We start from the raw sequence: 24,734 nt of genomic DNA on the forward strand, positions 1-24,734 counted from the left end.
AAAAGTTTCCCACTTTTATTCATGTGATATAATTCGTACATAAACTGGTACTTTCATTTGGCAGGTGTATATGACAAAAGAAGAAAATCAAAAAGGATTTTGGCAAGGCGCGCTTCTGCTAACTGCAGTAGCTCTTTTTATGAAAGTTCTCAGCGTCGGCTATCGAATTCCTTATCAAAATATAACTGGTGACATCGGTTTTTATGTGTATCAACAAATCTATCCATTTTACTCAATCGCAATAATACTTGCTACATATGGGTTTCCTGTCGTGATCTCCCGACTTATTTCAGAAGAAATTGCAAAAAGTGAGTATGAGAAGGCTGAGGAGCTTTCACGGTATAGCTTTTACGTGCTTGTGATTCTAGGCATTACAGGCTTTATTTTGCTTTATACAGGTGCGCCAGCCGTGGCGGCTTTAATGGAGGATCGAAATTTAATTGGTCCTCTGCGAATGACGGCATTTTCATTTCTTATTATGCCTGGCATTGCTTCAATCAGAGGTTTTTTTCAGGGACAGGAAAATGTGGTACCTACTGCATGGTCTCAAGTGACAGAACAATCGATTCGTGTTATCGCTATTCTTGCTATCTCAATTGGTCTTATAGCGGGCGGAGCGGATGCATATGCGACTGGTACAGGTGCAGCGCTAGGGTCAATATTAGGAGGAGTCGCTGCGCTATTGCTTCTTGTAGTGCTTCGATTTAAAAAACGAGTAGCTAAAATAACGAAAATCAAATTTGAGTCTTTTCGGTTCATTGGCATTGCGCGTAGGCTCCTAACAGAAGGTACGTTAATTTGTGTAAGTGCGCTTGTATTGGTGCTATTTCAGTTAATGGATGCTTTAACGATTGTGCCGGGATTAACTGAGCATGGTCTTTCTTCTTTAGAAGCTCGTGAAATGAAAGGGGTATTTGATCGAGGACAGCCATTAATGCAGGTCGGTACCGTTCTGGCCACATCTCTCTCATTATCGATTGTCCCAGTCATTTCTAAAGCGGCTGCAGAGAATAATGAGATATTAATTCGCGAAAAAGCAGCTCTTGCTCTTAAAGTGAGCTTTGTAATAGGACTTGCTGCAGCAGCGGGATTGGCCATTATTATGAGTGAGACAAACATGATGTTATTTAAAGATCAATCCCTTTCTGCTACGCTCAGTATCCTTGCCATTGCAATCTTTTTTAGTTCGCTTAGCATGACGGCAGCAGGTGTTTTGCAAGGAGTAGGCTTAGCGAGAAACGCTGCTCGGTATGCTGGAATTGGAATACTAGTTAAGGGATTGTTAAACCTTGTTCTAATCCCGCTTATCGGTATTAATGGGGCGGCAGTGGCCACGGTTTTTGGCTTTGTGGTTGTCGCTACGCTCGCCATCCTTGCCGTATATTACAAAGTAGGGCTTCTCCTGTACCAATTTCATTTAGGGCGTGCAGTAACAGCCGTTATGTTCATGAGTGCAGCTGTAATCATTCTGCAACTATTTATCCCCTCCTTCCTTTCTAGGGGGCTTTCAAGCGTTTCAGCACTTGGAGGCGCGTTGCTCGGGGGCATCGTTTTTGGGTTTGCAACATTAGCGCTGCGGGTGTTTACAGAGAAAGAATTAATGCAATTGCCAAAAGGAGAAATTATTACGATCTATCAAAATAAATTACGGAGAGGGGCATAAGCAATGCCACGTATAACAATTGTAGGAACTGGAGCGGGAGATCTCAGTCAGCTTTCACTAGGAAGTTACCGCACGCTTCAGTCAGCTGAACGGATATTTGCTAGGACGCTTGATCACCCCGTTCTTAGGGAACTGATGGATGATGGGCTATCAATGACAGGGTTTGATGAGGTATATGAAGCGAATGAATCTTTCGAGGAGACTTATCGAACCATTGTTAATCAGCTGTTTCATGAAGCACAAAAAGGATCGCTTGTTTACGCAGTACCTGGTCATCCAATGATGGCTGAAGCAACCGTGCAGCTCCTGTTGGAAGAACAATCTCAGCATGGTGTTGAAGTGACTGTTGCTGGAGGCCAAAGCTTTCTTGATGCGCTTTTTACTGCAGTTCAAATCGATCCTATTGAAGGTTGTCAAATTCTAGATGCCACGCGTTTTACAAGGTCTGAGGTTCAGGTACGTAATCACTTAATCTTTGTCCAAGTTTATGATCAATTTACAGCATCGAGTGTAAAACTCACATTAATGGAGCTCTTACCTGACGATTATGAAATTACTGTACTGCAAGCAGCGGGAAGTCGGGATGAGAAAATCGTCTCTGTTCCGCTTTTTGAATTAGATCGTTCGATGGAAGTAAATAATTTAACCGCTGTCTATGTTCCTCCAGTAAAAGAAGAAAAGCTTCTCTACCAGGATTTCGGATGGTTACGAAATGTGGTTGCAACACTGCGAGGACCTGGGGGCTGTCCGTGGGATAGGAAGCAGACGCATGAGTCTCTCAAAAAATACTTGATTGAAGAAGCCTATGAAGTATTAGAAGCTATTGATGATCAAGATGAAGAGCATCTCGCAGAAGAGCTTGGTGATGTGCTGCTTCAAGTTATGCTTCATGCCCAGATAGGTGAAGATGAAGGTATGTTTTCTGTGGATGATGTGATTCATAAGCTAAACGACAAATTAATACGGAGGCATCCACACGTATTCGGCGACGAAAATGTGCAAACAGCTGAAGAAGTAGCTGGTGTTTGGAAGCGAGTGAAAGAAGAAGAAAAGAAAATTGCACCATCACAGTTTGACCAGGTACCAAAAGGGCTTCCAGGTCTCATGCGCGCCAATGAAATCCAGAAGGCTGCTGCGAAAGTCGGGTTTGACTGGGACGAAGTTGAACCGATTTGGGCAAAGATTTATGAGGAACTAGCCGAATTTAAAGAAGCTGTAAATGAAAAATCTTTTGATGATCGAGAAGACGAATTAGGCGATTTAGTGTTTGCTGTCGTCAATTTAGCTCGGTACTATAAAGTTGATCCGGAAGTGGCGATCCATCGCACGAATCATAAATTCTTCTCGCGTTTTCAATATATTGAGAATCGGGTAAAGGAAAAGGGACTTGAGATCGAGAATTTATCACTTGAGGAACTTGATCACTTCTGGGATGAGGCAAAAGAAAAAGGAATTTAATAGGGAGCGTTGAAACAAATGAGATTAGATAAATTTCTGAAAGTATCACGTTTAATTAAACGTCGTTCAATCGCTAAAGAAATTTGTGATAAAGGACGAATTGAAGTGAATGGAAATAAAGCAAAAGCTGGAACAAATGTGAAGGCCGGCGACGAACTGGTGATTTCCTTTGGTCATAAGAAAGTGACGGCTCGCGTTGATGAAATTAAAGAAACAACGAAGAAAGAAGAAGCTAGCAATATGTTTACCATTTTAAAAGAAGAAGCTGCAGGTGAATAAAAAAGATCCGAGAGGGTCTTTTTTTATTGATTATCATTTTGAAATTCTCTTCTAATGAGAAGGGAATGGGCTCCTTTTTGAATCGTTTAAACCATCAGAACAGCTTGTTCTAAATGATCTCTTCTTCTCATAGACATGTATCGAGAAGAGGAGGAGAGCGATGGATAATTATTATGAATATGGCACATACGATAAGGCTTCTAACACCCCTGAGCATGATTTAGTTATGAAGTCGCGAAAGTCGCTTGAAATTACAGGTGTGAAGCACGTAGATAGCTTCGATAATGAAGAATTTCTTCTAGAAACAGCAATGGGATTTCTTGCGATCAGAGGGCAGCATTTGAAAATGAAAAATTTAAATGTCGAGCAAGGTCGTGTTTCGATCGAAGGGAAAATCTTTGATCTTAGTTATCTCGATCATCACGAAGGGGAAAAAGCTAAAGGTTTCTTTAGCAAGCTGTTCAAATGACGCTAACGGTGCAATTTTATACGATGGTTGCCATGGTGGCTATGGGAGTGTGGCTTGGTATAGCCATGGATACCTATAGCCGTTTTCTTCATCCAGATAGAAGTAAAAGTTTGTGGCTCTATGCGAACGATATCGTTTTCTGGTTGCTACAAGGGCTGATTATCTTTTATGTTCTCTATCTTGTTAACGAGGGTGAATTACGATTTTATGTCTTTTTGGCCATATTATGTGGTTATGCAGCATATCGGTCCCTTTTTCAACCGTTATATCGCCGTTTACTTGAACGAATCATTCTAATAACTATTGCTATTATTCGTTTTGTGAAGTCTTTATTTATTTATCTTATTTATCAGCCGATAAGGTTCATATTGAAAGTTGTATTTAGCTTATGTATGATGATAGTGAGTATTATGACAACCATTTTTTGGTTTATCTTTAAGTTTTTTTGGGTACCGTTAAAGTGGGGATCCTCGTTGATCTGGCGATTAATACCACAATCGGTACAAATGCCACTAATAAAATTAGCAGGAGTTGCCGATAAAATAAAGAACTACATATACCATTGGTTAACTAAAATACGAAAGTGAGGAGGGAAAAGCTTGGTTACTGCGAATAAGCGTAAGCCTAAAGTTACGGAAGTGCATTCGGAATATCATCAAGAGAAACAGCTACAGGACAAAGTGAAAGAACGAAGAAAGAGAGGTCTTGTACGGCGTCTGACGGCCTTCGCGGTAGCTGCTTTAGCCATAGCTATTCTATTCATCTCCGTATTCACTTCACAGGCAGCAACGATCGAAGAAAAAAACTTACAGCAAAGGCAGGCTGAAGAAGAATTAACGAAACTGAAAGACCAGGAAAAATATTTAACGGAAGAAATTGAGAAACTTAATGACCTTGATTATATCGGTGAATTGGCAAGAAGAGACTACTTTATGTCAAAACCCGGAGAGACAATCTTTAAGCTTCCTTCTTCCTCAAATTGACACGTTGTTTTTTGAAGGGGTATAATTAGCGTACGACTGATCTTTTAAAGATTCTAAGGAGGAGCTTTTTTTACATGGCAATCGAAGTAGGCAGCAAGTTACAGGGAAAGGTAACAGGTATTACAAATTTTGGCGCGTTTGTTGAACTACCAGACGGCAAAACAGGTCTCGTTCACATTAGTGAAGTTGCAGACAATTATGTTAAGGACATTAATGATTTTCTTTCAGTTGGCGATCAGGTTGAGGTAAAAGTCATCCAGGTTGAAAACGACGGTAAAATTGGTTTATCGATTAAGAAAGCAAAAGATCGACCTGCTCCTGAGCGTCCTCAGGGCCGTCCACAAGGTCGCCCTCAAGGTGGAGGAGGCCGTCCACAAGGCGGTGGAAGACCTGGAGGCGGTGGTTTTAAAGGTAAGCCACGCGGTGGTGGCGGACGTCCACCGGTAGAGTCATTTGAGGATAAAATGAGCAAGTTCCTTAAAGACAGTGAAGACCGCCTTTCAACTTTGAAGAAACAAACAGAGTCAAAACGCGGTGGTCGCGGCGCTCGTCGCGGCTAGGGCTTGTTGTCTACTATTTATATTCTATAACAAACCAGGCATGCATTCGCATGCCTGGTTTGTTATAGGTGAAGATGTATTCCCTGTCATCTCAGTAAATGTTTTTGGTTAATTTTCTTAAGTAAGTTGCAGTATAGGATTATACGAAATGAATCTTTTATAGTTTCTGAAGAAGATTATAAGATTTTTATGCAAAAATATTAAAAAGAAGTTGACACAAACTTTCTCGCAATGTATTATATATCTTGTGCTTAAGAAAGCAACAGTCTTATGGCGGTGTAGCTCAGCTGGCTAGAGCGTACGGTTCATACCCGTGAGGTCGGGGGTTCGATCCCCTCCGCCGCTACCATTTTTATTAATTGGCCCGTTGGTCAAGTGGTTAAGACACCGCCCTTTCACGGCGGTATCACGGGTTCGAATCCCGTACGGGTCACCACTTATTAGTAATAACTATTCATTTGAATGTTTGTTATATACATAGTCTGCTAAAAAACACCCTGCATTTTATTAATGCAGGGTGTTTTTTTGTCTTGTCTTTCATGATTTCACTATGAGTCCTAGGATTCATAGTGAAAATAAACGTTATTACTACTCTTTTATTGGTTTTATGAGAGTTTCTTTTCTTTTTTATCTTTAACATTTCGACCTTTTATTTCTAGTTGCTTTTTTAGATAGAAAAGCATGAAAAAGCTTTATCTTTCTAATGAAAATTCATACTCTCCTATAATATGGATCGTTCCAGTTGTTTACAGGTTTCTTGTTCTGTCTACAAGTGATTGACAAGCTTCACTGAAAGAAGTCGAGAAGTTTATATCATACCTGTTCTTTTTTTGACAAAAAGCGAATTTCTATTGTGTTTTAATGATTAACACAAACTGCTTCAAGCAGATCGGTGAAAAAAGAATGAAAGAAAGCAGGTGGGGGAATGCAAAGCGAACTAGTGATGGAAAGGTCAAAATCGAAGGTGGGCAAATGGATTCACGGAACAAAGAGTCGACTAGAAACGATTCTATTCCAGCGAGGTCTTCTGCTTTTTGTGATTGGGTTCCTACTTGGACGAGCTGTTATCCTTACTCAGGTTACTCCTTTCGCTATTCCTTTTTTTGGCGCAGTATTCTTCCTGAGACGAGAACGTGCACCTATGATTATCGTTGCTTTATTAGCTGGAGCGGTATCAACGGCTAATTTGCAGAATACAGCATTTATAATGTGTGGCATTCTTGTTTTTCTATTCATTAATCGTTTTGTGAAGTTATCTTCCCTTTCTCTTGTTAAGACGTTACCCATACTTGTGTTTTCAACGAGTATGTTGGGACGTCTGATCCTAAGTTTACTTACTGAACGTTCATTAGCTAACACAAATTGGATCCTAGCAGCAGTTGAAGGTGCTCTTGGAATGATACTAACCATTATTTTTATTCAGAGTATACCGGTATTATCTATTAAGAAAAGAACACAGGCTCTAAAAAATGAAGAGATCATTAGTTTTATCATTTTATTAGCAACGATGTTAACTGGAACAATAGGTTGGGTTGTATATGGTTTCTCAATTGAAAATATCCTTTCTCGGTATCTCGTATTAATTTTCGCATATGTAGGTGGAGCAGCGATTGGCTCAACAGTTGGCGTGGTTACTGGCTTGATACTGGCCCTCGCTAATGTAGCCAGTCTCTATCAGATGAGTATGCTTGCGTTCTCGGGATTATTAGGAGGGTTATTGAAAGACGGTAGAAAAGTTGGAGTTGGTATGGGTTTACTGATCGGTACGTTATTAATCGCTTTATATGGGAGTGGTCCTGAGTTTCTATATCCTAATCTGATGGAGTCTGTGATTGCCGTATTACTCTTTTTCTTCACACCATCTAAAGTTACTTCTCAGCTTTCTAAATATATCCCAGGAACGGTGGAACATGCGAATGAGCAGCAACAATACTTAAGAAAAGTACGCGACGTTACAGCCAATCGCGTCGAACAGTTTTCAAGCTTATTTCAGGCTCTTTCGAGTAGCTTTACAGATGCCGACCTTCAAGGTGATGAACAGTCAGAGCGCGAAGTTGATTATTTTCTAAGTCATGTTACAGAAAAGACTTGTCAAAATTGTTTTAAGAAAGAAACGTGCTGGGCGAAAAACTTCGATGCTACCTATGGGTATATGACAGGAATAATGGAGGAACTGGAACAAACGGCGGAATTGACTAATTATAGTCTGAAGAGAGACTTCGATAAGCACTGCATTAAGGCAAATAAGGTGATTGATCTTATTGGAAAGGAGATGAGTCACTATCACGCCAATCGAATGTTAAAAAAACAAGTTCGTGAAAGCCGGAAGATCGTTGCGGATCAATTGCGTGGAGTGTCGCATGTTATGGGGGATTTCGCAAAAGAAATACAAAAAGAGCGTGATAACCTCCACCAACAAGAAGAGCAAATCATGGATGCCATTCAAAGTATGGGTCTGGAAGTAGGACAGGTGGAAATCTACAGCTTAGAAGAGGGAAACGTCGACATTGAGATGAAGATACCTGCCTGCGGAGGGAGAGGAGAAGGAGAAAAGGTCATCGCTCCAATGCTGTCAGATATTCTAAAGGAAAACATCGTCGTGAAAAGAGAAGTGTGTGCAGAACATGAGCACGACACATGTCACCTTTACTTTGGATCAGCTAAAGATTTTGTGATCGAAACAGGCGTAGCAAATGCAGCGAAAGGAGGAGCTTGGATATCTGGAGACAGTCATTCTACGATTGAGCTAGGTGCAGGCAAATATGCTATTGCGATAAGTGACGGAATGGGCAATGGAGAGAGAGCGCATCAGGAAAGCACGGAAACCATTCAACTCCTTCAAAAAATTCTTCATTCAGGAATTGATGAGACGGTGGCGATTAAATCGGTTAACTCTGTTCTATCTTTACGAAATACCGACGAGATATTCTCAACGCTTGATTTAGCCATGATTGACTTACAGGATGCTTCAGCCAAGTTTCTTAAAATCGGATCAATTCCAAGCTTTATAAAAAGAGGCGATCGAGTCATGATGGTGGAATCTGGTAATCTACCGATGGGGATTATTCCAGAATTTGATGTAGAGGTCGTAAGTGAACAATTGAAAGCTGGGGATCTCTTGATCATGATGAGCGACGGTATTTATGAAGGGGTTAAAAATATAGAGAATCCGGAGTTCTGGATGAAGCGGAAAATTAGAGAGCTTTCAACAGATAAGCCACAAGAAATCGCAGACCTCATCATGGAAGAAGTAATTAGGACGGAGTATGGCAGAATTGATGATGACATGACGATTGTAGTGGCAAGAATAAAACGTAATGTGCCTAAATGGTCAACGATTCCAATCTATTCAGCTCCTTCATTCAGGAAGAAAAAAGCGCAGTAGGTAAGTATAAACTCTCCTCCTAAAGGCGATGCTTGTAACAGCAAAAAAGGAGGAGTCGAGATGAAGAAAGGAACGCTAAGACAAATTCTATTAATCACAGACGGATGTTCAAATCAGGGGGAAGATCCGGTTGCAATGGCGGCTCTTGCACGGGAGCATGGAATTACAGTGAATGTAATTGGAGTGCTAGACGAAAACGAGCGGACAGATCATGGTCTAAAAGAAATTGAGAATATTGCTTTATCTGGCGGGGGCATCCACCAGCTTGTTTATGCTAAGCAGCTATCGCATACGGTGCAGATGGTTACACGTAAAGCGATGACCCAGACGATTCAAGGATTCATTCATAAAGAATTGCAATCGATCTTGGGTAGCGAAAAAGAAATAGAAGATTTACCACCTGACAAACGGGGGCAGGTCGTGGAAGTGGTCGATGAACTGGGGGAAACGATGGATCTTGAAGTGTTGATTATGATCGATACAAGTGCGAGTATGCAGCATAAACTTCCTACGGTAGAAGATGCCCTTCTTGATCTTTCAATTAGCCTTCATTCAAGAATCGGTGAAAACGAATATTCTCTATATGCATTTCCCGGGAAACGAAAGCAAGTAGAACGTCTAATGGAATGGACGCCAATGTTGAAAGATATTCATACCATTTTTCCAAAGCTGACATCTGGCGGTATTACGCCAACAGGTCCGGCATTAAAAGAAGCGATCGAAGCTTATCAGAAAAAACGCTCAAAGAGAGGGCTGTTAGATGACGGGTACTTCGAAGAATCAGGCAGCTAATGTTCCTCGTGGAACAAGAATAAGAGGGAAATGGAATCAGCAAAGCTACCAAATTATGAGGAAATTAGGTAGCGGGGCACTTGGTACAGTATACTTAGCTGACTCTGCAAAGGGGCGAGTCGCATTAAAATTAGGTACTGATAGTATGTCCATCACGTCAGAAGTGAATGTTCTAAAACAGCTTTCGGTGGTCCAGGGAACAGTTCTTGGGCCGTTTTTCTATGAGGTGGATGATTGGGAGATAAATGGGAAGCGTTATCCTTTTTATGTGATGGAATATATTGATGGTGAACCTCTTTTTACTTTTATTGAACGTAGAGGAAAAGAATGGATTGGGATCTTAATGCTTCAATTGCTCCGTGATCTTTCAGCCCTTCATAAAGAAGGCTGGGTTTTTGGTGATCTAAAACCAGACAATCTTCTAGTAGAAGGATCGCCTCCAACTATGAGATGGCTTGATGTGGGAGGGACGACTTCAATGGGAAGGTCAGTGAAGGAGTTTACGGAGTTTTTCGATCGAGGATACTGGGGACTTGGCAACCGAGTAGCAGAGCCGTCGTATGATTTGTTTTCTGTAGCTATGATCGTAATGAATGCCGCTTACCCTAAGCGATTTGACCGTCCTAAGAAAGACTCAGAATCCTATTTGCTCAATAAAATAGAACAAAGTCATCTGCTTAGGGAGTATAAGCCAATTCTTCGAAAGGCTCTACTAGGGAAGTATATACATGCTCAAGATATGCGACAGGAGCTTTTTTCCCTACTGCAAGGAGATAAGTCAAAGGTCCGTAAACGACCAGAAGCACCTTCTAACTCAAGGGTAGCCTCAAGGCAGAAGCCTCCAAAACGTGTGAAACAAAAGGGCTCAAAATGGATTGAAACCGTACTAATAGTTGCTTTTCTTCTATTCTTCTATACTTTATACTTAGTTGGTCATGTTTTTTAACAGAGCCTATATAAAAGAAAGGTTTGAAAAAGACGTGGTTGGGTTATTAGTACTAAAATGAAATGCTGTTTATCGAGACAGTGAGTGAGAGGAAGACAGAGTTTGTTGCAAGATGTCGAACGTTTTATCCACAAGCATGATTTAATCAAACATGGGGATACGTTAGTTATTGGAGTTTCTGGAGGACCAGACTCTGTTGCGCTACTTCACTACTTAGTAAGTTTAGCTCCCCGATTAAAATTATCAATTGTTGCCACGCATGTGGACCATAGTTTACGGGGGAAGGAATCTGCTGAGGATTTAGCGTTTGTGGAGAGCTATTGTGAACAAGAAGGGATCATCTTTGAAGCTTCTACGGTAGATGTGAATGCCTACAAAAAGGAGCGAAACCTCTCTACACAAGTTGCAGCACGAGATTGCCGCTATGATTTTTTTCGAAAAGTAATGGAAAAACATCATGCTAGCGCTCTGGCCCTTGCTCACCATGGAGACGATCAGATTGAAACAATGCTTATGCGACAGGTTCACGGTAGCTCAGGTTCTGGACTTACTGGGATGCCGGTCCAACGTCCCTTCTCAACTGGAAAAATCATTCGTCCGTTTCTATGCGTTACAAAGGAGCATCTCGTGAACTATTGTAAGGAGCATTTACTTGGGTATAGGCTCGATCCATCTAATGAGAGCAATCAATATATGAGGAATCGTTTTCGGAATCATGTGCTACCTTTTCTTAAAGAAGAAAATCCCAATGTCCATACAAGATACCAATTATATAGCGAGCGAGCTCAAAGTGACGAAGCATTTTTAATGGATTTAGCTAAGGGATATCTGGATGAAGTGATCATCGATCAAAATGACAAATTTGTGAAGATGGATAACAAGGCGTATGATTGCCTTCCTATTCCTTTACAAAGAAGAGTGATTCATCTAATATTAAATTATCTTTATACAGGCAATGCTCCTTTTTCTTCTATACATATTGAGGATTTGCGGTTAATGCTCGATTCTGAGCACCCTTCTGCTTCCCTTAATCTACCCCTGGAACTGAGGGCGGTAAAATCTTATACCACCTGTTATTTTTCTTTTGAAACCTTTTTGCAACCAGAACCGTATAAGTATCATCTCCCTTTATGGGGTACTGTCGAAACGCCACTTGGAACGATTACGGCCGTTCCAGTTAACGACGTTCCGCAACACCTGACAAGTGATGATCTTATTATTGAGGAGCAATTGCTTCCTGCGGTTGTACGCTCCAGGCGTCCTGGTGATCGAATTCAGCCAAAAGGCATGATAGGAACGAAAAAGGTAAAAGATATTTTTATCGACCGTAAAATAGACCGTTCAGAACGCGATGTATGGCCAATCGTTGAGGATGTGATGGGCCACACAATCTGGGTCGCTGGAGTAACTCGTTCTGAAAAGGCAACACTGTCTGCAAAAAAGAATCAGCTCGTGCACGTGCACTATGAGAAAAAAACACTTACATAGGTTGGGAGGGCAATACCACTGATGTTAAATGAAATTCAAGAAACACTAATTAGTGAAGAACAGATTCAAGAGAAATGCCGCGAGTTAGGGAAACGGCTTTCAGACGAATACGAGGATCGCTTTCCGCTTGTAATTGGCGTCCTTAAAGGTGCAATGCCTTTCATGGGTGACTTAACAAAGCGTATGACTTGTCATCTTGAGATGGACTTTATGGACGTATCAAGTTATGGCAATTCAACCGTTTCTTCTGGTGAAGTAAAGATAATTAAAGATCTTGATACTTCCGTAGAAGGACGAGACGTTCTTATTCTCGAAGATATTATAGATAGTGGGTTAACGCTTAGCTATTTGATCGACCTTCTAAAATACCGTAAAGCAAAGTCGATTAAGATTGTAACGCTTCTAGATAAGCCTACTGGAAGAAAAGTTGATTTAAAGCCGGATGTGGCAGGATTTATCGTACCTGATGAGTTTGTAGTCGGATACGGTCTTGACTTCGCTGAAAGGTATCGTAATCTTCCATTTATCGGGATTCTTAAACCCGAGATTTATCAAGGTTAATTTGTTGTAGTCAGTTGTGCCAGTATGGTAAGATAATCTATGGTTTCCTGTTCGTGGGAGGAGGTAAGGAATGAATCGTATCTTCCGAAATACAATATTTTATTTGTTAATATTCCTCGTCGTAGTAGGTGTTGTCAGTTTCTTTAACGGAACAAATAATGACACGAATGTCCTCGATTACGGCGAATTTCAGTCCAAATTGAATAATGGTGAGATTCAAGAGTTAACGTTACAACCTGAGCGCGGGGTTTACACTGTCACTGGTCAATTAGCTGGTGGTGATGAAGACAGCGAAGATGCTAATACATTCGTAACGAATGTACCTGACTCAGAGAAAGCTGTAGAGAATATCTTAACTGCAGCTGACGAAGGAATTGTAGAATTAACGACAGAACCAGCCCCTGAACAAAGTGGGTGGGTAACATTTTTAACAAGTATCATTCCTTTCGTTATTATCTTCATTCTGTTCTTCTTCCTACTTAACCAGGCTCAAGGCGGCGGTGGCCGTGTCATGAACTTTGGTAAGAGTAAAGCGAAGTTATACAGCGAAGAGAAAAAGAAAGTTACATTTAAAGACGTAGCTGGTGCTGATGAAGAGAAGCAAGAGCTTGTCGAGGTCGTTGAATTTTTGAAGGATCCTCGTAAGTTTGCTGCAGTTGGGGCCCGTATTCCAAAGGGTGTTCTATTAGTAGGACCTCCGGGTACAGGTAAAACGTTGCTTGCACGAGCAGTTGCTGGTGAAGCAGGCGTTCCGTTCTTCTCAATTTCTGGTTCTGATTTCGTAGAAATGTTTGTTGGTGTCGGTGCATCTCGTGTACGTGACCTATTCGAAAATGCGAAGAAGAACGCACCTTGTATTATCTTTATTGATGAGATCGATGCAGTTGGTCGTCAACGTGGCGCAGGTCTTGGTGGCGGTCACGATGAGCGTGAACAGACGCTTAACCAACTTCTCGTTGAAATGGATGGCTTTAGTGCAAACGAAGGTATCATTATCGTTGCAGCAACAAACCGTCCTGACATACTTGACCCGGCACTTCTTCGTCCAGGACGTTTTGACCGTCAAATTCCGGTAAACCGTCCCGATGTGAACGGTCGTGAAGCTGTCCTTCAAGTACATGCACGTAACAAACCGTTAAGCGATGAAGTTGATTTGAAAACGATCGCTATGCGTACTCCAGGATTCTCTGGTGCAGACCTTGAGAACTTATTGAATGAAGCTGCGCTTGTAGCCGCTCGTCATAACAAGAAAAAGGTTGATATGAATGATATCGACGAAGCAACAGACCGAGTTATTGCTGGTCCTGCTAAGAAAAGCCGCGTGATCTCTGAAAAAGAGAAAAATATCGTTGCTTATCACGAAGCGGGTCATACAATTATCGGTACACAGCTTGATAATGCAGATATTGTTCATAAGGTTACGATTGTTCCACGCGGACAAGCTGGCGGTTATGCCGTAACGCTTCCTAAAGAAGACCGCTACTTAATGACTAAGCCTGAATTGGTTGATAAAATCATTGGTTTACTTGGTGGACGCGTTGCCGAAGAAATTACATTCGGTGAAGCAAGTACCGGAGCAAGTAATGACTTCCAACGTGCGACAGCCATTGCACGTAGTATGGTTACGGAATATGGTATGAGTGAAAAGCTAGGTCCGATGCAGTTTGGATCAGGTTCAGGAGGAAACGTCTTCCTTGGACGTGATATTCAAAATGAACAGAACTATAGTGATTCATTCGCCAATGAAATTGATCTTGAAGTTCAAAAAATCATTAAATCAGCTTATGAACGCTGTCGTGAAATACTCCTTGAAAATCAGGATAAGTTAAACCTTGTCGCTGAAACGCTTAAGGATATTGAAACTCTTGATGCTGAACAAATTCGTTCTCTTGTTGAAGATGGAAAACTTCCTGAAGGTCACCATGCAACTGGTACCTCTGAAGATGTGAAAGTTAACATCTCTAAAAAGGAAGATAAGCCTGAAACAGATGAAGAACAAGAATAAATAAGATTGAAAGCAGGATGTCTTAATGACGTCCTGCTTTTTTATTTAGAATAAATGCGTGTTTTCTGTGAAATCCATATGGATGGTAATCGTTTTCAAAAAAGAACTTCGTTTTTAATTCCATTGTGTGGTATAACTATAGAGAGCATGATGAAAGTTAAATTTTTTTAATAAGGTGATAATATGATACTTGTGCTTGATGTAGGAAATACAAATATTGTTCTTGGTGTATATGAAGGCGAAGAGTTAACGCATCACTGGCGAATGGGGACAAGCAGAAAACAGACAGAAGATGAATACGCAATGGTTATTAAAGGACTTTTCTCTCATGAGGAACTTTCTTTTGACGATGTGGAAGGCATCATTATTTCGTCTGTAGTGCCACCTATTATGTTCGCTCTTGAGCGTATGTGCCAGAAATATTTTCATCATAAACCGTTAGTGATTGGTCCAGGAATTAAGACAGGCCTCAATATAAAATATGATAATCCGAAAGAAGTAGGAGCGGATCGTATTGTGAATGCCGTGGCGGGGATTCAATTATATGGAGCACCGCTAATTATTGTGGATTTTGGAACAGCTACAACTTACTGCTACATTGATGAGCAAAAACAGTATGTTGGGGGCGCCATCGCACCAGGCATTAACATTTCGACAGAAGCTCTATACATGCATGCAGCAAAGCTTCCACGAATTGAAATTGCGAAGCCAAATCATATCGTTGGAAAGAATACGGTTAGCGCCATGCAAAGCGGCACGCTATATGGATACGTAGGACAAGTGGAAGGGATTGTTTCTAGGATGAAGAAACATTCTCCGAAGGAACCTACTGTAATAGCGACTGGTGGACTTGCCTCACTTATAGCAGAAGAATGCGATCTTATCGATGTGGTTGACCCGTTTCTAACATTAAAGGGATTACACTTAATTTATAATAAGAACAAAGAAGAATTAAACGCATACCGATAAAACGGGGTGCGTTTTTCATTTTGCGTTTTGGGGGAAAATAAAAATAGATACTCTTTTTATCTCTTGTTTTATTGATGAATGAGCCGTTTTCCATAATGATATTTAAATTTAGTTAAAAAAAGCATTTAAAAGGTAAGTCGCAGACCACAGATTTATTTAACGAAAGATACGGAAGCGAGTGCATGTCAGTTTCTCATAATGGAAGTTCTTGAAAAAATATTGTATCGTGTAATTGGGCAATGGCCCATTAGTGAAAGGAGCTACAAACAAATGAATGATTATTTAATAAAAGCACTTGCGTTCGATGGCAATGTAAGGGCTTATGCGATATCTAGTACTGAAATGGTTGCGGAAGCACAGCGACGTCACACTACTTGGCCAACTGCATCTGCTGCAATTGGTCGTGCTATGACTGCTTCGACAATGATAGCAACAGGACTAAAAGGTGAAGAGAAGATCACTGTGAAGATTGAGGGCGGTGGTCCTATCGGAGCCGTTGTGGTAGACGCTAACGCGAAAGGTGAAACGCGCGGGTACGTAAGCAATCCACATGTGCACTTTGATCTTAATGATAATGGGAAATTGGACGTTGCGCGTGCCGTTGGACAAGATGGTTTCCTATCCGTTGTAAAAGATATTGGTATGCGTGAAAAATTCACAGGGCAAGTTCCGATTGTCTCAGGTGAATTAGGAGAAGACTTTACGTACTATCTTGTGACTTCAGAACAAGTTCCTTCAGCAGTTGGAGTGGGCGTCCTTGTTAATCCAGATAATACGATTCTTGCAGCTGGTGGTTTTATGATTCAATTACTTCCTGGTGCAGGTGAAGAAACGATCCGTTTTATTGAAAAGCGTATTGAAGCGATTCCTCCAATCTCTAAATTGATTGAAGCAGGGAAAACACCTGAAGAAATTTTGAATGATCTTCTCGGAGAAGAAAACATTAAAATTATTGACAATATGCCTGTTCAATTTGAATGTAGTTGTTCCAAAGAGCGTTTTTCGAATGGCATTATGGGACTTGGCAAAGAAGAGATCAGCAGTATGATTGAAGAAGACGGTGAAGCGGAAACAACTTGTCACTTCTGCAATGCACATTATCACTTCTCGAAAGAAGAGCTTGAAGAATTACACGCTGAGAGCAAAGTTTAAAAAGGTTCAAATTGACACTTTTGACCTACGGTGATATTCTTTTAGAAAGAGAATTCCTATAAAAACACTCGGGTTTGAGGAGGCGTGATGATGAGGGTAGCAAATTCTATTACTGACTTAATCGGTCAAACACCTATTGTGAAACTAAATCGCATCACTAACGAGGAACATGCAGAGGTATATTTAAAGCTTGAATTCATGAACCCTGGAAGCAGCGTTAAAGATCGTATTGCACTTGCAATGATCGAAGCAGCTGAAGAAAAAGGTGAATTGAAACCTGGTGATACATTCGTAGAACCAACAAGTGGAAATACGGGTATTGGTCTTGCGATGGTTGCGGCTGCAAAAGGTTACCAGGCTGTTCTTGTTATGCCAGATACTATGAGCATGGAACGTCGTAACCTGCTGAAGGCGTATGGAGCAAAGCTTGTCCTTACTCCTGGTTCTGAAGGTATGGGCGGAGCGATTCGTAAATCAGAAGAACTAGCGAAGGAACATGGTTATTTCATGCCTCAGCAATTTAATAACGAAGCAAATCCGGAAGTGCACCGTCGTACGACTGGTCAAGAAATTGTAGATCAGATGGACCAGCTTGACGGATTTGTGGCAGGTATTGGAACTGGTGGTACGATTACTGGAGCAGGAGAAGTGTTAAAGAAGCATTTCCCTTCAATCAAGCTATACGCGGTTGAACCAACAGATTCACCTATTCTATCCGGTGGCAAGCCTGGCCCACATAAAATTCAGGGGATCGGTGCAGGTTTTGTACCGGCAGTTTTGAATACGGATGTTTATGATGAAGTCGTTCAGGTTCAAAATGATCAGGCTTTTGAATGGGCTAGAAAAGCTGCGCGAGAAGAAGGTATTCTTGGAGGCATTTCTTCAGGCGCGGCGATTTATGCAGCGCTTGAGGTAGCAAAGAAACTGGGTAAGGGAAAGAAAGTGCTTGCTGTGATTCCAAGTAATGGGGAACGTTACCTCAGCACACCTCTTTTTCAATTTGATGAAGATTAAGCAACTCTAAAAACAGTCCTTAACGGGCTGTTTTTCTTTTTAGTTTTTTGAAGTATTGATTCTTTACTATCCTAAATAACAGCTAATTAAATTAGACAGTCTATCAAATTTTTTATTAGAAACAACGAAAAGCTAAACGAAAAGAAAAAAAGGGAAGTTTTTCTAAATGGGTGTTCGGAAGAGTTTGGGGAATATAAAAAGGATGAAGCAACGAAAGACTTCATGTAGAATAGAGGCATAAACAGGGCGTACGCTTAGCTTTTGATAGGGTGTGAAAAATTTGCCGGAACAACTAGAGAAAACAACACGGTTTTCAATTTTTGAAACTCTCAAATTAAGTGCGGATGAGTGGTTTTCAGGGTATAAATCTTTTATTGAAGGCCGCGATGAACATATTTTATTGGATAGTACACGTGGTGGTCGATATAGCATGTTTGGTATTAAGCCTATTGCGAGCCTGTATGGACACGGCACTTTTCTTACGATTGATGAAGTAGGAAAAGAACCGAAAACGTTAGAGGGTAATTTACTTGAGTTGATGCAACACTGGATGGATCGGAATGTGTCGATCATGGATGAACGCTTACCTGACTTTCAGGGTGGGGCAATGGGGTTTCTGAGCTATGATATTGCGCGTCAAATTGAAAAACTTCCTGATATAGCATCAGATGACCTGGAGCTTCCTGAACTTTTCTTTGTTGTGTATGAAGATGTTGGCGTATATGATCACACTACGCAAACACTATGGTTTATTGCGCAAGTTGAAGAGGGAAATAAAGAAGAAGGTAAGCGGCGTCTCGAAGCGTATAAGGAGAAGTGGGTACAACAAAGTGAAGCAAGTTCTTCTGTGTCTGATTCTTATTCAAAAGCAACAACACAGACCTTTTCAATGAGTCAAGAGTCATTCTCGATTGCCGTTCGAAAAGTACAGGAGTATATTTCAGCTGGAGACGTTTTTCAGGTCAATCTTTCCTTAAGAGAGTCAAGAAGTCTCCACACAGCCCCTATTTCTATTTACGAGACGCTAAGAACGATTAATCCATCTCCGTATATGTCCTTTATTCATACTCACTCATTTGATCTTGTGAGTGCTTCACCAGAATTACTTATTAAGAAAAAGGGACAAGAATTAAGTACAAGACCAATTGCGGGGACGAGATCACGGGGAAAGAATGACGATGAGGATGAAGAACTTGCACGGACCCTTATTGAGAATGAAAAAGAACGCGCCGAGCATGTGATGCTTGTCGATCTTGAGCGAAATGATCTGGGCCGCGTTTGTACCTATGGAACGGTAGAAGTAGATGAGTTTATGGTGATCGAAAAATATTCTCATGTGCAGCACATTGTTTCAAACGTTCGTGGTATTTCATCGCCTGAGGCGACAGCATTTGATGCTATTAAAGCCACTTTTCCAGGGGGGACAATTACGGGAGCTCCTAAGGTACGAACAATGGAAATTATTGAAGAACTTGAGCCTGTTCGCCGAGGGGTTTACACTGGATCTATCGGATGGATTGGATTCAATGATGATATGGAATTAAATATTGCTATTCGAACTATGGTCATTAAAGATAATATTGCTCACGTACAAGCCGGTGCTGGAATTGTAATTGACTCGAACCCCGAAGCGGAGTACAAAGAGTCACTAAAGAAAGCAAGAGCATTATGGAAAGCGAAAGAGTTAAGTGAAGAGATTAGCAGAGATTAGCTTAGAGGAGGAAACAAAATGATTTTAATGATTGATAACTACGATTCATTTACGTATAACCTTGTGCAATACCTTGGAGAAATGGGAGAAGAGCTAGTAGTAAAAAGAAATGACGAAATAACCATCAAAGAAATTGAACAGCTTCGTCCCTCATTTATTATGGTTTCTCCAGGGCCGTGTAGTCCTGATGAAGCGGGGATTAGTATGTCTGTTATTCAGCACTTTGCTGGTAGCATACCGATATTCGGTGTCTGTCTTGGTCACCAGTCGATTGCGCAGGTATTTGGTGGAGATGTTATTAAAGCCGATCGACTTATGCATGGGAAAACATCACCGATGCATCATGATGGACGATCAATCTTTAAGGGGCTCGAGAATCCGTTTACTGCAACGAGGTATCATTCATTAATTGTAAAAAAAGAGACATTACCGGAATGCTTTGAGATCAGCGCATGGACACAAGAAGGCGAAATCATGGCAATTCGACATAAAGAGCTTGCGATTGAAGGGGTTCAGTTCCATCCTGAATCGATTATGACTGGCACAGGGAAAGCTTTGCTTAAGAACTTTATAGATGAGCATCGAAAAGAGCCATGTTTATAAACGTTAACGGAGAACTGATCGATGAAAAATCAGCTGTAATACCGGCTTATGATCACGGTTATCTCTATGGTGTAGGAGTTTTTGAGACGTTTCGAACGTACAATGGACATCCCTTTTTATTTGAGGATCACTATAATCGCCTTTTTGATTCCTTAAATGAACTTCAAATCGCACTACCCTATACAAAAGATGGCCTTCTCCTTGAGATAAGGCGAACGATTAATGTGAATGGCATTACAGATGCATATGTTCGCTTAAATGTTTCAGCAGGAGAAGGAGAGATTGGTCTTAGGACGGAACCCTACATTAGTCCAACGGTGATTATTTATGTGAAAGAAATAGGCGAACCGGTGCGAAAAGAAAAACGTGGTGTGGTTCTTTCACTTAGGCGAAATACGCCTGAAGGCCCTGTAAGACTTAAATCACATCACTATTTAAATAATATTCTTGCGAAAAGAGAAGTTGGAAATGATCCTTCAGTGGAAGGGATTTTTCTTTCACAAAGAGGAAAGCTTGCTGAAGGAATTGTTTCAAATTTATTCTGGTTTAAAAACGGCATTCTTTACACCCCGGACCTTACTACAGGAATCTTAAATGGCATTACCAGACAATACGTGATGGATGTGGCAAGAAAAAAAGGGATTTTAGTTAGGGAAGGTAACTTCGAGAAAAAGGAAATTCTCGAAGCAGATGAAGTGTTTGTTACAAATTCTATCCAAGAGATCGTGCCATTATCTAAGATTGAGCACAAATCTTTACCGGGACTTGAGGGTCATGCGACAAATGAGCTCATCCTTCAATATGAACAACACCGCACTTCGTTAATGAGTCGAAATGAATGCTAACTAAGAACATATGTACGAAAAGGAGTGAGCCGTTTGGCGACGGTAATAGATAATTATAAAAAACATCCAATGATGATGAAATGGCAGGATAGATTGATTGACTGGAATAAAAAAACTTGGGTTATGGGTATTCTGAATGCAACCCCTGATTCCTTTTCTGATGGTGGAGAATATAACACTACAGCACAAGCAGTAGCGCATGCTCTCCAACTTGTTGAGGATGGAGCGGACCTAATTGACATTGGCGGGGAATCTACCCGTCCTGGGGCTACAATAGTTCCGATGGATGAGGAGTTGAACCGTGTAATTCCAATTATCAAAGCTGTGCGTCATACTGTTGACGTTCCTATTTCTATTGATACTTATAAAGCGGAAGTGGCTAATCAAGCAATATTAGCAGGAGCGGATATTATTAACGATGTGTGGGGAGCTAAGGCTGATCCTGATATGGCCAGGGTGGCAGCGGAACATAATGTACCAATTATTCTTATGCATAATCGGTACGACACGAATTATGCTGATATCATGCTTGATATAAAGTCTGACATTGAAGAAAGTATTGAGATTGCTCGTTCTGCAGGTGTAAGGACTGAAAATATCATTCTCGATCCTGGAATTGGTTTTGCGAAAACTCATGAGCAAAACCTTGAAGTTATGAGGAGACTCGATGAATTTTCTTCTCTTGGATATCCTGTTTTGCTTGGTACATCAAGAAAATCGATTGTTGCTAGAACATTAAATACGCCGCCGAATGATCGGGTAGAAGGTACTGGAGCGACAGTTTGTCTCGGGATTGAAAGAGGCGCTCAAATTATCAGAGTTCATGATGTAAAACCAATGGTACGTATGGCTCGTATGATGGATGCTATGCTTAAACCACAGCTTAATTAAACAACAGGAGAGTGAATGATATGGATAAGATCTATCTAAACGGAATGAAATTTTACGGTTATCACGGCGTTTTTCCTGAAGAAAATAAGCTTGGTCAGCGTTTCTATGTTGATTTGGCCCTCGAAACAGATCTATCCAAGGCTAGTAACTCTGATGATTTAAATTACACTGTGAATTATGCAGACGCGTATAATTCAATCAAATCAATTGTTGAAGGCACGCCAAGAAAGCTAGTTGAAACTGTTGCTGAGGAAATAACAAAAAAGATGTTTCAAGAATTTGAGATTGTCGATGCTTGTACGGTGAAAGTGACTAAACCGGATCCCCCAATCGATGGTCAATATGATTCTGTTGCAATCGAGATGAAGAGGGAACGTAATGAATAGTGTATATGTTGGTATTGGATCCAATGTAGGGGATCGAGAAAACTACATCAAAACATCTTTATTAAGACTTCAAGAGTACCCAGGTGTAGAGATCACATCTACATCCTCGTTATATGAAACCGCTCCTGTAGGTGTAACAGAGCAGGGTGCTTTTCTTAACATGGTGGCTTTGCTAGAAACAGAGTTGAATGCATTTCAGCTGCTCGAAATTCTTCAAGGGATTGAGCAGTCTCTAGGTAGAGAGCGCGACATTCGATGGGGCCCAAGAACAATAGACCTTGACATTTTGCTCTATAATCATGAGAATATTGTAGCAGAAGGTCTGGTCATTCCTCATCCTCGTCTCATTCAAAGAGGATTTGTGGTTATACCTCTTCACGAATTGAGTCCTGATATTATTATTCCAACTACCAATAAGAGAATTGATTCCTATTTTAATCATATAGAAGATAAAGAAGGTGTACGTCTATGGAAGCGGAGATCTACGGAAGACGTATTCGCGCTTTTCGAAAGTTGAAAGGTTATACTCAGGAACAGCTTGCGAAGGAACTCGGTGTTTCGGTATCTGTACTAGGAGAGATCGAGCGAGGGAACCGAAGACCTACAAATGGTTTTATGCAGCTAGTAGCTAAGCAGCTCAGAGTTCCGCTTGAGGAACTTTTTCCTTTAGAACACAACTGAAAAATGAAGTGAAGCGTGTTAACGATTGGTGATGTTGCTTTATCGCACGGTTCAATACCTTGAAACCGGAAAGATTCTGGGTATCCTATGGCTAAAGAGAAGATTGATGTAGCAATGCTTCATCTTGATCGTCTTATAGAGCTTAAAGGAGAAAAAGTCTCCGTTCACGAAATAGGTAAACATGTTGAATAATACTCAATAGAACTTCGCGGTAACGGTAAGGTTCTTTACCAAATCAATGTAACGACTACGAGAGATGGTCATGCTGAATTACTATGCGGGTTTATTGCAGAGCTTGAATCTAGACAGGCAGTTTGACTTTCTAACTAGCTCTTCGTCTTTGCCATGATACACCCGGGGCGTTTGTCATAAGTTTTATATAAGTGAATGCTTGCTATTCATGATGCTTTCCGATAAAGTTATAGCGGGATAAACATAGATTTGACAGGAGTGATAAAGATGAGTCAGGAGCTTGAACTGAATGACCTTCTTAAAGTAAGAAGAGAAAAGCTTGACGTTCTGAAAGAGAATAATATTGATCCATTCGGACATCGGTTTGATCGTTCTCACTCAGCTAGCAAAATGCTAGAAGAGTTCGATTCTTTTTCAAAGGAAGAATTAGCTGAACAAAGCAAGGCAGTTTCCTTAGCTGGAAGAATTATGACTAAACGCGGAAAAGGAAAAGCAGGATTCGCGCATATTCAAGATTTAACTGGTCAAATTCAGCTTTATGTTCGTAAAGACACTGTTGGAGATGAGCAGTATGATCTTTTTGATTCAATGGATATTGGAGATATCATTGGTGTAAGTGGTGAAGCGTTCAAAACAAAAGTCGGAGAACTCTCTGTTAAAGTGAGTGACCTTCATTTGCTTTCAAAATCTCTACGTCCATTGCCAGACAAATTCCATGGTTTGAAAGATGTAGAACAACGCTACCGTCAGCGTTATCTTGATTTAATAATGAGTCCTGACTCTAAAGAAACGTTCATTGCAAGAAGTCGCATCATCCAATCGATGAGACGTTATCTTGATGACCAGGGTTTCCTAGAAGTTGAAACACCAATGATGCACTCTATTCCTGGCGGCGCATCAGCGCGTCCTTTCGTTACACACCACAACGCTCTTGATATGGAGCTTTATATGCGTATTGCCATTGAACTACATCTAAAGCGATTGATTGTAGGTGGCATGGAGCGTGTATATGAAATCGGAAGAGTTTTCCGAAATGAAGGTGTTTCTACACGACACAATCCTGAATTCACAATGCTTGAGTTATACGAAGCCTATGCGGATTATAAAGACGTCATGTCCTTAACAGAGCAAATGGTTGCTCACATCGCTAAAGAGGTAACAGGCTCTACAATGATTCAGTACGGTGATTATGAGATTAACCTCGAACCAGAGTGGAAAAGAGTGCATATGGTTGATGCTGTTAAAGAAGCAACAGGTGTCGACTTCTGGAAAGAGATGACGGATGAAGAAGCGCGCAGTATCGCTAAGGAACATGGCATCGAAATCAAAGAGACAATGGAATTCGGACATGTCGTAAATGAATTCTTTGAACAGAAAGTTGAAGAAACGCTCATTCAACCTACTTTTGTATATGGACATCCGGTGGCTATTTCGCCTCTAGCTAAGAAAAATCCTGAAGATGGCCGTTTCACAGATCGTTTTGAGTTGTTTATCGTAGCTCGTGAACACGCCAACGCATTTACTGAGCTTAATGATCCAATTGATCAAAGAGAACGGTTTGAAGCGCAGCTTGTGGAGAGAGAGCAAGGTAATGACGAGGCCCACATGATGGACCATGACTTTATCGAAGCTCTTGAGTACGGTTTACCACCAACCGGTGGTTTAGGTATTGGAATTGATCGTCTTGTAATGCTTCTAACA

24 protein-coding genes and 2 tRNA genes (1 of these 26 only partly in view) are annotated in these 24,734 nt (G+C 40.9%); all 26 read left to right on the plus strand.

Going from position 1 to position 24,734, the window contains the following annotated elements:
* The first annotated feature begins 70 nt into the window (after positions 1-70).
* The gene (locus tag IQ283_RS23805) at positions 71-1,663 is read left to right on the plus strand and encodes a putative polysaccharide biosynthesis protein (RefSeq protein ID WP_194222602.1); all 1,593 of its coding nucleotides are present in this window, start codon (positions 71-73) and stop codon (positions 1,661-1,663) included.
* A gap of 3 nt (positions 1,664-1,666) precedes the next feature.
* Positions 1,667-3,121: a nucleoside triphosphate pyrophosphohydrolase gene (gene mazG / locus IQ283_RS23810; protein ID WP_194222603.1), complete on the plus strand. Its 1,455-nt coding sequence runs from the start codon at positions 1,667-1,669 to the stop codon at positions 3,119-3,121.
* 18 nt (positions 3,122-3,139) lie between these two features.
* Positions 3,140-3,400, plus strand: a complete 261-nt coding sequence (locus IQ283_RS23815) for an RNA-binding S4 domain-containing protein (protein WP_194222604.1) — start codon at positions 3,140-3,142, stop codon at positions 3,398-3,400.
* A 160-nt stretch (positions 3,401-3,560) separates the two neighbouring features.
* Complete coding sequence (gene yabP, locus IQ283_RS23820; RefSeq protein ID WP_194222605.1) at positions 3,561-3,869, plus strand: sporulation protein YabP; 309 nt, start codon at positions 3,561-3,563, stop codon at positions 3,867-3,869.
* Positions 3,866-4,456, plus strand: a complete 591-nt coding sequence (gene yabQ / locus IQ283_RS23825; protein ID WP_194222606.1) for a spore cortex biosynthesis protein YabQ — start codon at positions 3,866-3,868, stop codon at positions 4,454-4,456. The genes yabP and yabQ overlap by 4 nt, the downstream gene beginning before the upstream one ends.
* Before the next feature lie 12 nt (positions 4,457-4,468).
* Positions 4,469-4,852 (plus strand): FtsB family cell division protein, encoded by a 384-nt coding sequence (locus IQ283_RS23830; RefSeq protein WP_194222607.1) that lies wholly within the window; start codon positions 4,469-4,471, stop codon positions 4,850-4,852.
* A 74-nt stretch (positions 4,853-4,926) separates the two neighbouring features.
* A complete protein-coding gene (locus IQ283_RS23835; protein ID WP_194222608.1) occupies positions 4,927-5,412 on the plus strand; it encodes a S1 domain-containing RNA-binding protein in 486 nt (161 codons plus the stop codon).
* Between the two features lie 272 nt (positions 5,413-5,684).
* Positions 5,685-5,761, plus strand: a tRNA-Met gene (locus tag IQ283_RS23840).
* A gap of 12 nt (positions 5,762-5,773) precedes the next feature.
* Positions 5,774-5,848 (plus strand) — tRNA-Glu (locus IQ283_RS23845).
* Positions 5,849-6,337: 489 nt separating this feature from the next.
* Positions 6,338-8,797: a stage II sporulation protein E gene (spoIIE, locus tag IQ283_RS23850; RefSeq protein ID WP_194222609.1), complete on the plus strand. Its 2,460-nt coding sequence runs from the start codon at positions 6,338-6,340 to the stop codon at positions 8,795-8,797.
* A gap of 60 nt (positions 8,798-8,857) precedes the next feature.
* A complete protein-coding gene (locus IQ283_RS23855; protein ID WP_194222610.1) occupies positions 8,858-9,589 on the plus strand; it encodes a vWA domain-containing protein in 732 nt (243 codons plus the stop codon).
* Positions 9,558-10,535 carry a serine/threonine protein kinase gene (locus IQ283_RS23860; RefSeq protein ID WP_194222611.1) on the plus strand — a complete coding sequence of 326 codons (978 nt, stop codon included), beginning with the start codon at positions 9,558-9,560 and terminating at the stop codon, positions 10,533-10,535. The genes IQ283_RS23855 and IQ283_RS23860 overlap by 32 nt, the downstream gene beginning before the upstream one ends.
* 102 nt (positions 10,536-10,637) lie before the next feature.
* Positions 10,638-12,023, plus strand: coding sequence for a tRNA lysidine(34) synthetase TilS (tilS, locus tag IQ283_RS23865; protein ID WP_206759500.1), 1,386 nt, complete (start codon positions 10,638-10,640; stop codon positions 12,021-12,023).
* A gap of 21 nt (positions 12,024-12,044) precedes the next feature.
* The gene (gene hpt / locus IQ283_RS23870) at positions 12,045-12,584 is read left to right on the plus strand and encodes a hypoxanthine phosphoribosyltransferase (RefSeq protein WP_098445932.1); all 540 of its coding nucleotides are present in this window, start codon (positions 12,045-12,047) and stop codon (positions 12,582-12,584) included.
* Between the two features lie 70 nt (positions 12,585-12,654).
* On the plus strand, positions 12,655-14,589 hold the full coding sequence (gene ftsH / locus IQ283_RS23875) for an ATP-dependent zinc metalloprotease FtsH (RefSeq protein ID WP_194222613.1): 1,935 nt from the start codon (positions 12,655-12,657) through the stop codon (positions 14,587-14,589).
* A gap of 183 nt (positions 14,590-14,772) precedes the next feature.
* Entirely contained in the window at positions 14,773-15,558 is a 786-nt protein-coding gene (locus IQ283_RS23880; protein ID WP_194222614.1) for a type III pantothenate kinase, read from the plus strand.
* A gap of 270 nt (positions 15,559-15,828) precedes the next feature.
* Entirely contained in the window at positions 15,829-16,710 is an 882-nt protein-coding gene (gene hslO / locus IQ283_RS23885) for an Hsp33 family molecular chaperone HslO (RefSeq protein ID WP_194222615.1), read from the plus strand.
* A gap of 87 nt (positions 16,711-16,797) precedes the next feature.
* A complete protein-coding gene (gene cysK / locus IQ283_RS23890) occupies positions 16,798-17,724 on the plus strand; it encodes a cysteine synthase A (RefSeq protein ID WP_194222616.1) in 927 nt (308 codons plus the stop codon).
* Between the two features lie 316 nt (positions 17,725-18,040).
* Positions 18,041-19,435: an anthranilate synthase component I family protein gene (locus IQ283_RS23895; protein ID WP_242057461.1), complete on the plus strand. Its 1,395-nt coding sequence runs from the start codon at positions 18,041-18,043 to the stop codon at positions 19,433-19,435.
* 18 nt (positions 19,436-19,453) lie between these two features.
* Positions 19,454-20,038, plus strand: coding sequence for an aminodeoxychorismate/anthranilate synthase component II (gene pabA / locus IQ283_RS23900; RefSeq protein ID WP_194222618.1), 585 nt, complete (start codon positions 19,454-19,456; stop codon positions 20,036-20,038).
* Positions 20,029-20,883, plus strand: coding sequence for an aminodeoxychorismate lyase (pabC, locus tag IQ283_RS23905; RefSeq protein ID WP_194222619.1), 855 nt, complete (start codon positions 20,029-20,031; stop codon positions 20,881-20,883). Before pabA ends, pabC begins: the two co-directional genes overlap by 10 nt.
* 69 nt (positions 20,884-20,952) lie before the next feature.
* Positions 20,953-21,774: a dihydropteroate synthase gene (folP, locus tag IQ283_RS23910; protein ID WP_194222627.1), complete on the plus strand. Its 822-nt coding sequence runs from the start codon at positions 20,953-20,955 to the stop codon at positions 21,772-21,774.
* Positions 21,775-21,794: 20 nt separating this feature from the next.
* Positions 21,795-22,160, plus strand: a complete 366-nt coding sequence (gene folB, locus IQ283_RS23915) for a dihydroneopterin aldolase (protein ID WP_194222620.1) — start codon at positions 21,795-21,797, stop codon at positions 22,158-22,160.
* On the plus strand, positions 22,153-22,677 hold the full coding sequence (gene folK, locus IQ283_RS23920; RefSeq protein ID WP_194222621.1) for a 2-amino-4-hydroxy-6-hydroxymethyldihydropteridine diphosphokinase: 525 nt from the start codon (positions 22,153-22,155) through the stop codon (positions 22,675-22,677). The genes folB and folK overlap by 8 nt, the downstream gene beginning before the upstream one ends.
* On the plus strand, positions 22,629-22,841 hold the full coding sequence (locus tag IQ283_RS23925; protein ID WP_194222622.1) for a helix-turn-helix domain-containing protein: 213 nt from the start codon (positions 22,629-22,631) through the stop codon (positions 22,839-22,841). The genes folK and IQ283_RS23925 overlap by 49 nt, the downstream gene beginning before the upstream one ends.
* A gap of 459 nt (positions 22,842-23,300) precedes the next feature.
* Positions 23,301-24,734: the 5' portion of a lysine--tRNA ligase gene (gene lysS, locus IQ283_RS23930; protein WP_194222623.1), read on the plus strand. 60 nt of this gene lie beyond the right edge of the window; 1,434 of the gene's 1,494 nt are visible here — the first part of the coding sequence; the start codon lies at positions 23,301-23,303; its stop codon lies beyond the right edge, outside the window.

The organism is Pseudalkalibacillus hwajinpoensis, assembly GCF_015234585.1.
In the GTDB taxonomy this organism is placed as follows: Bacteria; Bacillota; Bacilli; order Bacillales; family Guptibacillaceae; genus Guptibacillus; species Guptibacillus hwajinpoensis_B.

What these genes read in the sequence shown, in the direction of transcription:
- IQ283_RS23805 (WP_194222602.1), top strand. Translation starts at nt 71, where the DNA reads ATGACAAAAGAAGAAAATCAAAAAGGATTTTGGCAAGGCGCGCTTCTG.
- mazG (WP_194222603.1), top strand. Translation starts at nt 1,667, where the DNA reads ATGCCACGTATAACAATTGTAGGAACTGGAGCGGGAGATCTCAGTCAG.
- IQ283_RS23815 (WP_194222604.1), top strand. Translation starts at nt 3,140, where the DNA reads ATGAGATTAGATAAATTTCTGAAAGTATCACGTTTAATTAAACGTCGT.
- yabP (WP_194222605.1), top strand. Translation starts at nt 3,561, where the DNA reads ATGGATAATTATTATGAATATGGCACATACGATAAGGCTTCTAACACC.
- yabQ (WP_194222606.1), top strand. Translation starts at nt 3,866, where the DNA reads ATGACGCTAACGGTGCAATTTTATACGATGGTTGCCATGGTGGCTATG.
- IQ283_RS23835 (WP_194222608.1), top strand. Translation starts at nt 4,927, where the DNA reads ATGGCAATCGAAGTAGGCAGCAAGTTACAGGGAAAGGTAACAGGTATT.
- spoIIE (WP_194222609.1), top strand. Translation starts at nt 6,338, where the DNA reads ATGCAAAGCGAACTAGTGATGGAAAGGTCAAAATCGAAGGTGGGCAAA.
- IQ283_RS23855 (WP_194222610.1), top strand. Translation starts at nt 8,858, where the DNA reads ATGAAGAAAGGAACGCTAAGACAAATTCTATTAATCACAGACGGATGT.
- IQ283_RS23860 (WP_194222611.1), top strand. Translation starts at nt 9,558, where the DNA reads ATGACGGGTACTTCGAAGAATCAGGCAGCTAATGTTCCTCGTGGAACA.
- hpt (WP_098445932.1), top strand. Translation starts at nt 12,045, where the DNA reads ATGTTAAATGAAATTCAAGAAACACTAATTAGTGAAGAACAGATTCAA.
- ftsH (WP_194222613.1), top strand. Translation starts at nt 12,655, where the DNA reads ATGAATCGTATCTTCCGAAATACAATATTTTATTTGTTAATATTCCTC.
- IQ283_RS23880 (WP_194222614.1), top strand. Translation starts at nt 14,773, where the DNA reads ATGATACTTGTGCTTGATGTAGGAAATACAAATATTGTTCTTGGTGTA.
- hslO (WP_194222615.1), top strand. Translation starts at nt 15,829, where the DNA reads ATGAATGATTATTTAATAAAAGCACTTGCGTTCGATGGCAATGTAAGG.
- cysK (WP_194222616.1), top strand. Translation starts at nt 16,798, where the DNA reads ATGATGAGGGTAGCAAATTCTATTACTGACTTAATCGGTCAAACACCT.
- pabA (WP_194222618.1), top strand. Translation starts at nt 19,454, where the DNA reads ATGATTTTAATGATTGATAACTACGATTCATTTACGTATAACCTTGTG.
- pabC (WP_194222619.1), top strand. Translation starts at nt 20,029, where the DNA reads ATGTTTATAAACGTTAACGGAGAACTGATCGATGAAAAATCAGCTGTA.
- folP (WP_194222627.1), top strand. Translation starts at nt 20,953, where the DNA reads ATGATGATGAAATGGCAGGATAGATTGATTGACTGGAATAAAAAAACT.
- folB (WP_194222620.1), top strand. Translation starts at nt 21,795, where the DNA reads ATGGATAAGATCTATCTAAACGGAATGAAATTTTACGGTTATCACGGC.
- folK (WP_194222621.1), top strand. Translation starts at nt 22,153, where the DNA reads ATGAATAGTGTATATGTTGGTATTGGATCCAATGTAGGGGATCGAGAA.
- IQ283_RS23925 (WP_194222622.1), top strand. Translation starts at nt 22,629, where the DNA reads ATGGAAGCGGAGATCTACGGAAGACGTATTCGCGCTTTTCGAAAGTTG.